Origin of the sequence: Micromonospora sp. DT4, assembly GCF_049841675.1 — a bacterium.
Lineage (GTDB): Bacteria > Actinomycetota > Actinomycetes > Mycobacteriales > Micromonosporaceae > Micromonospora.
This window is the reverse complement of record NZ_JBNCKT010000151.1, coordinates 1-10,196: the sequence shown is the minus strand read 5'-3', so window position 1 is coordinate 10,196 and position 10,196 is coordinate 1. Positions and strand designations below refer to the sequence as shown.

11 protein-coding genes and 1 riboswitch are annotated in these 10,196 nt (G+C 71.4%); of the genes, 8 read left to right on the top strand and 3 right to left on the bottom strand.

The features are described from left to right. The first annotated feature begins 112 nt into the window (after window positions 1–112). Together ACLQ24_RS26670 and ACLQ24_RS26665 are read left to right on the top strand one after the other, a co-directional pair. Window positions 113–616 (top strand): DinB family protein, encoded by a 504-nt coding sequence (locus ACLQ24_RS26670; RefSeq protein WP_425894459.1) that lies wholly within the window; start codon window positions 113–115, stop codon window positions 614–616. 103 nt (window positions 617–719) lie between these two features. Then, complete coding sequence (locus ACLQ24_RS26665; protein WP_425894458.1) at window positions 720–1,016, top strand: hypothetical protein; 297 nt, start codon at window positions 720–722, stop codon at window positions 1,014–1,016. Between the two features lie 124 nt (window positions 1,017–1,140). On the opposite strand, the gene ACLQ24_RS26660 is transcribed toward ACLQ24_RS26665, so the two are convergent. Beyond that, a complete protein-coding gene (locus tag ACLQ24_RS26660) occupies window positions 1,141–1,650 on the bottom strand; it encodes a mycothiol transferase (RefSeq protein ID WP_425894457.1) in 510 nt (169 codons plus the stop codon). A gap of 78 nt (window positions 1,651–1,728) precedes the next feature. Here ACLQ24_RS26660 and ACLQ24_RS26655 point away from each other — a divergent pair, with 78 nt between their 5' ends. Next, a complete protein-coding gene (locus ACLQ24_RS26655; protein WP_425894456.1) occupies window positions 1,729–2,244 on the top strand; it encodes a 2'-5' RNA ligase family protein in 516 nt (171 codons plus the stop codon). Window positions 2,245–2,484: 240 nt separating this feature from the next. Here ACLQ24_RS26655 and ACLQ24_RS26650 read toward each other — a convergent pair whose 3' ends face one another. Then, a complete protein-coding gene (locus ACLQ24_RS26650) occupies window positions 2,485–3,312 on the bottom strand; it encodes an SDR family oxidoreductase (protein WP_425894455.1) in 828 nt (275 codons plus the stop codon). A gap of 328 nt (window positions 3,313–3,640) precedes the next feature. Between ACLQ24_RS26650 and ACLQ24_RS26645 the strand changes: the two genes are divergently transcribed. Continuing rightward, window positions 3,641–3,826, top strand: a complete 186-nt coding sequence (locus ACLQ24_RS26645; RefSeq protein ID WP_425894454.1) for a hypothetical protein — start codon at window positions 3,641–3,643, stop codon at window positions 3,824–3,826. Window positions 3,827–3,878: 52 nt separating this feature from the next. On the opposite strand, the gene corA is transcribed toward ACLQ24_RS26645, so the two are convergent. After that, the gene (corA, locus tag ACLQ24_RS26640) at window positions 3,879–5,009 is read right to left on the bottom strand and encodes a magnesium/cobalt transporter CorA (protein WP_425894453.1); all 1,131 of its coding nucleotides are present in this window, start codon (window positions 5,007–5,009) and stop codon (window positions 3,879–3,881) included. Between the two features lie 197 nt (window positions 5,010–5,206). On the opposite strand from corA, the gene ACLQ24_RS26635 reads away from it, so the two are divergent. The 4 genes from ACLQ24_RS26635 to ACLQ24_RS26620 all read left to right on the top strand — a co-directional run bounded on the left by ACLQ24_RS26635 (window position 5,207) and on the right by ACLQ24_RS26620 (window position 10,126). Then, a complete protein-coding gene (locus tag ACLQ24_RS26635; RefSeq protein ID WP_425894452.1) occupies window positions 5,207–7,156 on the top strand; it encodes an amino acid transporter in 1,950 nt (649 codons plus the stop codon). A gap of 86 nt (window positions 7,157–7,242) precedes the next feature. Beyond that, window positions 7,243–7,354, top strand: a riboswitch (SAM riboswitch). Between the two features lie 373 nt (window positions 7,355–7,727). Next, window positions 7,728–8,549, top strand: a complete 822-nt coding sequence (locus ACLQ24_RS26630; RefSeq protein WP_425894451.1) for an ABC transporter substrate-binding protein — start codon at window positions 7,728–7,730, stop codon at window positions 8,547–8,549. Window positions 8,550–8,603: 54 nt separating this feature from the next. Then, on the top strand, window positions 8,604–9,383 hold the full coding sequence (locus tag ACLQ24_RS26625) for an amino acid ABC transporter permease (RefSeq protein WP_425894450.1): 780 nt from the start codon (window positions 8,604–8,606) through the stop codon (window positions 9,381–9,383). Continuing rightward, a complete protein-coding gene (locus ACLQ24_RS26620) occupies window positions 9,380–10,126 on the top strand; it encodes an amino acid ABC transporter ATP-binding protein (protein ID WP_425894449.1) in 747 nt (248 codons plus the stop codon). Before ACLQ24_RS26625 ends, ACLQ24_RS26620 begins: the two co-directional genes overlap by 4 nt. Window positions 10,127–10,196 lie beyond the last annotated feature (70 nt).

Here is a 10,196-nt window from a genome sequence, read left to right as displayed (position 1 = left end):
TCCGTGCAGCTCAACCCTCATGTCGCCGAACCCCGCATCCCCTCAAGATCAACTTATCTAGGAAACTCGGGCTAGGCTGACCGCCGACGGACTACGAGGAGAGGGCGACACCATGACCAGCACCGCGCAGCTCACCGGAGAACGAGCCGACCTGCTGCAGACGCTGCGCCGGCACCGGGGCTTCCTCCTGCAGACCGTCGACGGGCTGACCGACGAGCAGGCCGCCATCCGCAGCACCGTGAGCGAGCTCTGCCCCGGCGGGCTCGTCAAGCACGTCGCCAGCACCGAGGAGCGGTGGATGCTGTTCGCCGTGGGTGGCGCGGAGGCGATGCAGCGAGCCGAGATCGACTGGGTCGGCCAGTTCCAGATGGCGCCGGGCGAGACCCTGGCCGGGCTGGTCGAGCGGTTCCGGTCGGTGGCCGCCCACACCGACGAGCTGATCGCCACCCTCGATCTGGACGCGGCACACCCGCTGCCGCAGGCGCCCTGGTTCGAGCCGGGCGCGAGTTGGACGGTGCGTCGGGTGCTGCTGCACCTGATCGCCGAGACGTCCCAGCACGCCGGGCACGCCGACATCCTGCGGGAGGCGATCGACGGGGCGAAGACCATGGGCTGAGCCCCGGTCCGGCCGTCGCCGGTGCCGTTCACGTCGTGTTCCCCGTTCCCCTCGCCGGGGCGGATGTGACATCGCCCGGCGGGGCGGCGCTGAGGGACACGAGATGAGCGCGGACCGGATGGACCAGGAGACCGCCGAGCGGCTGCTCGGTGGTCTCCCCGCCACCCCGTCCGCGGGCGCGCATCCGGTCGCGCTGCTGCTGACGGCGGTTCGCGCCGTGGCCCGCCCCGGGGAGCTGGCCGGTCTGGGCCACGCCGTGCAGGGCTTCCGCCACGCCCAGGCGCAACACCGCCACCCTCCCCCGGTCCAGCCGGCCGGGCGCTCCCCCGCCGTCGAGAGGGACGCGAGCGGCGCGACGGCCGCCGATCTCAGGACCGAAGGGGGGACGTCGGGGGTCTGACCGGCGGGGTGGACCGCTCGCCGGCGTACGCGTCGGTGTGGCCCCAGCGTCCGGGGACGCCGAGAAGGGCCACCAGTTAACGGCCCAAAAGCAAGACCACGGGGCGGGTGGGAGGGACTGTCGGTCAGTCGTGCTTGATGAGGCCGCGGACGTAGGCGGCCTGGCCGGCGTGTTGCGCGTCGTCGTCGGCGATGCTGACCAACCGCACGCCGAGGGTGACCGGCGGGTCCCACGACTCGTCGACGATGCGGTCCAGGTCCGCCGGACGCAGCCCGGCAAGGAACGATCCGGTACGCGCCGAGACCGCGCCGTAGTAGTCGATCAACGCCTGCGCGCTCTCCGGCCGTACCCCCGCGACCTGCGCGGGCGTGTGACCGTAACCGGTGTCGTGCGGGTCGGCGACGAGCCCGAACCGCCCCGCCCAGTCGCTACTCATCCAGATCTGCTCGGCGTCGAGCAGGTCGGCGACGTGGTGGTCCTGGACGCGGGTCAGGTGCCAGACCAGCCAGCCGACCGAGTTGGCGCCCTCGGCGGGCGCCCAGCGGAGCTGCTCCGGCGTGAGGCCGTCGACCGCCGCGCGGACGAGGTCGGGTAGCCGGTCGTACGTCTCGGTCAGCAGGTCCCTCACGTCCACGGGTACGCCTCCTGGTCGGTATTGGATCACCGTACCGCCGGGCACCGACGGCCCGACCCTGCCCGCTACGGTGATCACGTGGTAGCGGCGCTGGAGTTGTATCTGGACCCGGACGCCACCCGGCGGATACGGGTGCTGTGGGACGCCCTGGAGGCCGAGGGTGTGCAGAGCATGCGCTCGCTACTGGAGCAGCGCCACCGCCCGCACGTGTCGCTCGCGGTGGCGCCCCGCTTCGACCCCGACCAGGTCGCCGAGGCGCTGCGCGGCACGGTCGTGGCGGCACCGCTGCGACTCGACTTCGAGCACGCCGGGCAGTTCGTCGGGAGGGTGCTGTGGCTCGGCCCGGCGCCGACGGCGGAGCTGCTGGCACATCACCGGCTGGTGCACGGCCGACTCGCCGCCGCCGGCATCGGGCTGGTCGAGCACTACCAGCCGGGGCGCTGGGTGCCGCACTGCACGCTGTCGATGCGCGTGCCGAACACGCTGATGGCCGCCGCGGTGCGCCGCTGCCTGGAGGTGCTGCCGCTGGCCGCGACCGTGGTCGGCGCGGCGCTCACCGACCACGCCCGCGGCATCGCCCACCCGCTGACCTGAGGCGCCACCGCGCGGGGACCGTCCCGCCGCCGGGGCGAGCGGGACGCCGCCGGGGCGAGCGGGACGCCGCCGGGGCGACCAGCAGCAGGCGCGAACGAGCGGGGCCAGCGCACCGGCCGACCCTGCGCCGAGCGGGTCCGCCCCCCTTGAGGGCCGCCGCCGACACGAACACCTGCGCGCGCACGGGGTCCGGCGCGCGCACGTCGACCGGGGCAGTGTGCCCCCGGGGTGCCCGCGAGCTCAGGTGAGGGTGTGCTGGCCTGCCTTGATCACCTGGTCGTACTCGCTGCGTCGAGCGTCGTAGGCGGGCTCCAGGAACGCCTCCGAGTCGGGTCCCACCGGCAGCCGAAGGGGCGGCGGGTCCATCTGCCCGAGCCGCCAGACCACATCAGCGAAGAGCTCAGGGGAGTTGATCTCTGCCTTGGTATTCATGCCCTGTAGCGCGCCGAGCATGCCCTCGCTGACCGGCAGGTAGTCCGAGATACGGTTCTCCGACATCATCAAGTTGGCGCTGTAACCGGTGGCGAAGCCGCCCGGTTGCAGGATGGTCACCTTCACCCCGAGGTGTCCGGCCTCGGCGGCCAGCGACTCGGCCGCCCCCTCCAATGCGAACTTGCTCGCCGTGTACGCGGCGAGCCCCGGGAAGGGCACCGTGCCGGAGACCGAGCTGACGAAGACGGCATGCCCGCTGCGCTGCCCTCGCCACACCGGCAGCACCGCGCGGGTGAGCCGCCACGGCCCGAACACATTGGTGTCGAACTGCGCAGCGATCTCCGCGTCGGACAGCTCCTCGAAGGTGCCGAACTGTCCGTAGGCCGCGTTGTTGACCAGGACGTCGATGCCGCCGAAGGCGTCCACTGCCCGCTCAACGGCTGCCGTGCACTGCTCCGGATCCCGTACGTCCAGGGCGACGGCCACAACGTTGTCCGGATACCGAGCAACCAACCCGTCCAGGGTTTCCGGCCGCCGGGCCGTCGCCACCACCTGCTCGCCCTCGGCCCCGAGTCGGGCCGCGAGAGCATGACCGAGTCCACTGGAACACCCCGTGATCAACCAACGCTTTGCCATCGTCCTCAGACCGCCTCATCCGTTGCGTTACTTGGCGATTGCAGAGTGCCAAAGGTGGCGCAGGAGGTGAAGAGCATCGATCGTCGTCAAGCTGATTCGTCGGATATCCGGCATGGTGGTGGCGACGCGATGATACGCATGGTGCTAATTGTCCGGTTTGGCGGGCGCCAGTCGGGAAACCGAAAACAGGGGGTGCGAACGCGGCCTGACGTGGGATGGTTCGACATGGATGCCGTACCGGTGGTGACCCGCGAGCGGGCCGCCCGGCCGGGGCCGCGGGCGCACACCGCGCCGCCCGCGGCGGCTTCGACGAGGAGAGGCAGGGCCCATGCAGGCTCAGCGCAGGCCACCGCGTAACGAGCGGAGCCAGACCACGCACGACCGTACCGGCGGCGGCATGACCGGCACCGCCACCCCGCTGACCATCTGGGCCGCCGCCGTGCTGCTCGGACGCATCAGCGCCGGCGACGACGACGTCGAGGACGAGCGGCACATCCTGCGCGGCATCGAGTGAGCCGCGGCGTCGCGTGAGCATCGAGTGAGCCCCGGCGTCGCGTGAGCGTCGTTCAGAGCCAGCCGCGGCGTTTGAAGACCAGGTAGAGGGTTCCGCACACCAGCACCATGAGCAGCAGCGCGAACAGGTAGCCGAAGCGCCAGTTCAGTTCGGGCATGTGCACGAAGTTCATGCCGTACACCGTGCCGATCAGGGTGGGGGCGAACAGGATCGCGGCCCATGAGGAGACCTTCTTCAGCTCCTCGTTCTGCGCATAGCTGGCCGCCGTGAGGCTGCGCATCTCCTCGTTCTGCTGCTGCGAGACCAGGGTGGCGTTGACGGTGAGGATGTTCTGCAGCAGGTGCCGGAACCCGTCCACCCGCTCCACCACCTGGGTGAGGTGGTCGGTGACGTCACGCAGATAGCGGCACAGCTCCTCGTCGTTGCCGTAGCTGCCGGCGCCGGCCGCCAACGCGTCGAGCATGCCGAGCAGCGGGCGGGCGGCCCGCTGGAACTCGATGACTTCCCGGCTGAGACCGTAGATGCGCCGGCTCGCGTTCGGGTCACCCCCGAAGACCTGGGTCTCGATCTCGTCGATGTCGTTCTCCAACCCGGCGACCACCGGCGCGTACCCGTCGACGACCTGATCCAGGATCGCGTACAGCACCGCCTCGGGGCCCCGGGCGAGCATCGGGGCGTCGGCTTCCATGCGGCGCCGTACCGCCGCCAGGTCGGGGGCCTCCCCGTGCCGGACCGTGACCACGAAGCCGGGCCCGATGAACAGGTGCAGCTCGGAGAACTCCACCTCCTCCCGCAGGTCGTCGTAGCGGGCGGCGCGCAGCACCACGAAGAGGGTGTGTCCGTACCGTTCCAGCTTGGGCCGCTGGTGGGCGTTGATCGCGTCCTCCACAGCCAGGTCGTGCAGGCGGAACTCGCGCGCCAACGAGGAGATCTGGTCGATGTCCGGCCGGTACAGGCCGATCCAGGCCATCGCGTCGTCCTGCGCCTGTAGACAGGAGTACGTCTCGGCGAGGCCGGCCGGCGAGGCGTACCGGTGTCCCCGGACGTAGACGGCGCTGTCCACCAGGCCTCCGGCGGACGGGCTCCCCGGCTGCGGCGGCGTGACGGCCCCGACCCGTGTCTCGTGCTCGTCGAGCTGGCGGCCGAAGCCGTCGCCCCGGCGGAAGCGGCGGCCACCAACCACGAGCCCGCTCCCCTCCCGGCGCTGCCCGGCCCGGCGTTCGGGGCGGGGGCGCTGCTTCCCCCGTGCTCCCAGCGCGAAACCCTCGACGCGCCGCCGGGTCCGGTACTCGCGGCGGGCGGGTTCCGCGCACCGCCGGACGGACGGCGGCCGGACGGCGGATACTCGCGGTGACCATGGGCGGGACGGGGGTGACGCCGGTGGAGGTGGACAGACGTGCCGGCCGGCGGACCGACCGGGTACGGCGCTGGCTGCTCGCCGACGAGTCGCAGCGGCCCGTGCCGCAGGGCCCCGGCGGCCGCCCACCGGAGCAGCGGCACCACCCGTGGTGGAAGGTGATGTGCCTGACCGGCGTCGACTACTTCTCGACGCTGGGCTACCAGCCGGGCATCGCGGCGCTGGCCGCCGGGGCGCTCTCGCCGGTGGCGACCCTCGTGCTGGTGCTGGTCACGTTGCTGGGCGCGCTGCCGGTCTACCGGCGGGTGGCGGTGGAGAGCCCGCACGGCGAGGGCTCGATCGCCATGCTCGTACGCCTGCTCAGCTACTGGCCGGGCAAGCTGTTCGTGCTGGTGCTGCTCGGCTTCGCGGCCACCGACTTCATCATCACCATCACCCTGTCCGCAGCCGACGCGACCGCCCACATCGACGAGAACCCGTTCTGGCCCAGCGGGCTCAAGGGGCACGAGGTGGTGCTCACGCTGCTGCTCGTGGCCCTGCTCGGCGCGGTGTTCCTCAAGGGTTTCGGCGAGGCGATCGGGATCGCCGTCGTCCTGGTGGCGGTCTACCTGTCGCTGAATGCGGTGGTGATCGCCGACGCGCTGTGGCGGGTGGTGAGAGACCCGAGCGCGGTCGGCGACTGGAGCACCGCGCTGCGCACCGGGCACGGCGACCCCCTACTGGTGGTCGGACTGTCCCTGCTGGTGTTCCCGAAGCTGGCGCTGGGCCTGTCCGGTTTCGAGACCGGGGTGGCGGTGATGCCGCACATCCGGGGGGACCGCCAGGACTCGGAGGATCGGCCGCTGGGCCGCATCCGGGGCGCGCGGCGGCTGCTCACCACCGCCGCCGCGACGATGAGCGTCTTCCTGATCACCAGCAGCGTCACCACCACGGTGCTGATCCCCCCCGAGGCGTTCCAGCCGGGCGGGGCCGCCAACGGCAGGGCGCTGGCCTACCTGGCCCACCAGCACCTCGGAGGGGTGTTCGGCACGGTCTACGACCTCTCCACCATCGGGATCCTCTGGTTCGCGGGGGCGTCCGCGATGGCCGGGCTGCTCAACCTCGTACCCCGGTATCTGCCCCGCTACGGCATGGCGCCGGCATGGGCCCGCGCGGTCCGGCCGTTGGTGCTGGTGTTCACCGGGGTGGCGTTCCTGATCACGGTCGTCTTCTCCGCCAGCGTCGACGCGCAGGGCGGCGCGTACGCCACCGGGGTTCTGGTGTTGATCACCTCGGCGGCGACGGCGGTGACCCTCGCGGCGCGGCGGCGGCGTCAGCGCGGCCGCGCGGTCGCGTTCGGGGCCATCGCGGTGGTGTTCGTGTACACCACCGTGGCGAACGTGACGCAGCGCCCGGACGGTGTGAAGATCGCTTCCTGTTTCATCGGCGCGATGATCCTGGTGTCGGCGCTGTCGCGGGTGCTGCGGGCGTTCGAGCTGCGGGTCGACCACGTCCAGCTCGACGAGATGGCGACCGCGATGATCGACGAGCGCGCCGGACGCCGCATTCGCCTGATCGCGCACGAGCCGGAGCGCCGCGACCTGCCGGAGTACCGCGGCAAGCTGGCCCAGACCATGGCGGACAACGACTTCCCCGACGACAGCGATGTGATCTTCGTCGAGGTCCAGGTCACCGACCCGTCGGACTTCGAGACGGGGTTGCTGGTGCGCGGCAGCGTGGCGCACGACCGTTTCCCGGTGCTCAGCCTGGCCAGCTCCTCGGTGCCCAACGCACTGGCCGCGCTGCTGCTGGAGATCCGCGACCGCAGCGCCCGACGCCCCCACATCTACTTCGAGTGGACCGAGGGCAGCCCGGCCCACAACGTGCTGCGCTACCTGGCGTTCGGGCAGGGCGAGATCGCCTCGGTCACCCGGGAGATCCTGCGCCGCCAGGAGCCGGACCAGACGCGCCGGCCCCACGTGCACGCCGGTTGACCTGCTCCTCGAGCGCAGGCCAGGGCTGGTGAGCGTGGTCATATCGGCTGGACGACCGACCGGTGGTTGCTGCTAGCCTCGGCGCAGGTCATGAGCGCCAGCGCAAAGCCCCGGCTCGCTGGCCGGCAACCCTCCTCCGCGGTGGGGTGCCCCGGGTGAAGACCAGGCACCGGCAGGACGCCGGCGCAAGCGTGGCCTGGCACCCAGGTCAGCACCAAGACCCGGGAGACCGCATGCACATCCTCAGCCCCACGCCACCGGCCGGCCGGCGCATGCCGACCCTGACCCGGCGTCGGCACGTGGACCTGATGCGAATGCGCAGCGCGGCGTGTACCGCCGCCTGACGCGCTAACCCTCCCCGCCCCACCCGCCCTCCTTCCCGGGCACCCACCCACCCACGCGAGCCCTCGCGTCGATCATGAAGTTGTTGCCCGTCCGACCGGCGTGTCGGGACAACAACTCCATGATCGACGGGGTCGACGCATCCTTTTTGGAGACACCTGTGCGATTTTTCTCTGGTTTCGGCCGCGTTGTTGCCGCTGGGGCGGCCAGCATCCTGGTTGCTGGCGCCTTGAGCGCTTGCGGCGACGGCGGCGACTCGGCGGGCAGCGCCAGCAACCCGTACGGTCTGGCGCAGCCGGGTGTGCTGCGGGCAGGCACGCTGACCGACGCCCCGCCCAACGTGTACCTCAAGGACGGCAAGTTCACCGGCTTCGACAACGACCTGCTGACCGCCGTGGCCGGCAAGCTCGGCCTGCGGGTCGAGTTCGTCGGTACCGACTTCTCCGCGCTGCTGTCCCAGGTCAACAACCACAAGTTCGACGTCGGCAGCTCCTCGATCACCATCACCGAGGCGCGCAAGAAGACCGTCGACTTCGGCAACGGGTACGACTTCGGCTACTTCGGCCTGGACGTGCCGGCCGGCTCGCCGATCACCGGGTTCGACCAGCTCGCCGGCAAGCGGGTCGTGGTGGTGCAGGGCACCGTCCAGGACGACTACGCCACCGGCAAGCAGCTCGACCCGGTACGCGTACCGGACTACAACGGCGCGGTCAACCAGCTCAAGGCGGGCACCGCCGATGCCTGGATCGCACCGGCCGAGATCGGCGAGAAGTCGGCCGCCGACAGCAACGGCAAGATCACCGTGGCGGCCAAGCAGCTCAGCCCGGCGCCGACCGCGTACGCCGTCGCCAAGGGCGGCGACAAGCTGCGCGAGGCGCTGAACAAGGGCCTCGACGAGGTGATCGCCGACGGCACGTGGAGCCGGTTGCAGGCCCAGTACTACCCGGGCCGGCCGGTCCCGGCCGACTTCACCCCGGGTAGCGGCAAGGCGGCAACCCCGGCCGGGTCGGCGCCGCCGTCGGCTTCGGCGTCCGCGTCGACGGCGTCCTGAGCGGCCTGAGCGGTCTGCGGTGACGAGCGAGCGGGACGGTAGGAGAGGCGAACGATGGATCCGTTGAGCACCCTGTGGGAGACGTTCTTCGACGTCGACGCGATGCGCGAGGCGCTGCCCGAGATGCTGACCGTCGGGCTGCCCAACACGCTGATCCTGGCTGTCTCCGCCGCCCTGCTCGGCACGGTGCTGGGTCTCCTGCTGGCCGTGGCCGGCAGCTCCCGTAGTCGGTGGCTGCGCTGGCCGGCGCGCGTCTACACCGACGTGTTCCGGGGGCTGCCGGCCGCGGCGACGATCCTGCTGATCGGCGTCGGGCTGGCACCGCTGGGCATGCAGGTCTGGGGACCGGACCCGTACCCGCTGGGCATCCTCGCGCTGTCGCTGATCGCCGCCGCGTACATCGGGGAGATCTTCCGCTCCGGCATCCAGTCGGTGGAGGCAGCGCAATTGGAGGGCGCGCGGGCTCTCGGCTTCTCCTGGGCGGACGCGATGCGGCTGGTGATCATCCCGCAGGGCATCCGGCGGGTGCTGCCCGCCTGGGTCAACCAGCTCATCGCGCTGATCAAGGACTCCAGCCTGGTGTACTTCCTCGGTCTGGTGGCCAGCCAGCGGGAGCTGTTCCGCATCGGGCAGGACTACGCGGCCACCACCGGCAACGAGTCCGCACTGCTGCTGGCAGGTCTGTTCTACCTGGCGTTGACCGTCCCGCTGACGCACGTCGTCAACGCGATCGACCGGCGGTTGCGCCACGGCCGGCCCACCGCCGCACCCACCGACGACGAGGACGAGGACGACCCAGCGCTGACTGGCGTCCCGGAAGGAGCCCGGCGATGACCACCACCGCGACCACCACCTCGGTCAGCCTCCAGGCGCACGACGTCCACCTGGCCTTCGGGTCGAACCGCGTGCTGCGCGGCGTCGACCTGACCGTGCCGCGCGGCGCGACGGCCTGCGTGCTCGGGCCGTCCGGTTCGGGCAAGTCCACTCTGCTGCGTACGCTCAACCGGCTCATCGAGCCGGACCGGGGCGACGTCCTGCTGGACGGGCGCAGCGTGCTGCGCGACGACCCGGACGCGCTGCGCCAGCGGGTGGGCATGGTGTTCCAGCAGTTCAACCTCTTCCCGCACATGAGCGTGCTGCGCAACGTCACGCTGGCGCTGCGCCGGCTACGCAAGCTCGGCGAGGACGAGGCGGTCCAGGTCGCCCGCGCCCAGTTGGAGCTGGTGGGGCTCGCCGGCAAGGCCGACGCCCGGCCCTCGCAACTCTCCGGCGGTCAGCAGCAGCGGGTGGCGATCGCCCGGGCGTTGGCGCTGCGCCCCGAGGTGATGCTCTTCGACGAAGCCACCTCGGCACTCGACCCGGAGCTGGTCAAGGGGGTTCTCGGGGTGATGGCCGACCTGTCCGCCGCCGGGATGACCATGGTGGTGGTCACCCACGAGATGGGCTTCGCCCGGCAGGTCGCCGACACCGTCGCCTTCATGGACCGGGGCGTCGTGCTGGAGGCCGGTCCGCCGGAGCAGATCTTCGAGGGGGCCGAGCATCCCCGGCTGCGTCGCTTCCTCGCCCAGGTGCTCTGAGAGACTGTCGGGTAACTGGACGGCTACGCAGTGAGAAGTCGTTCGGCGTTGATGCGTCGGGCGGCTTCGC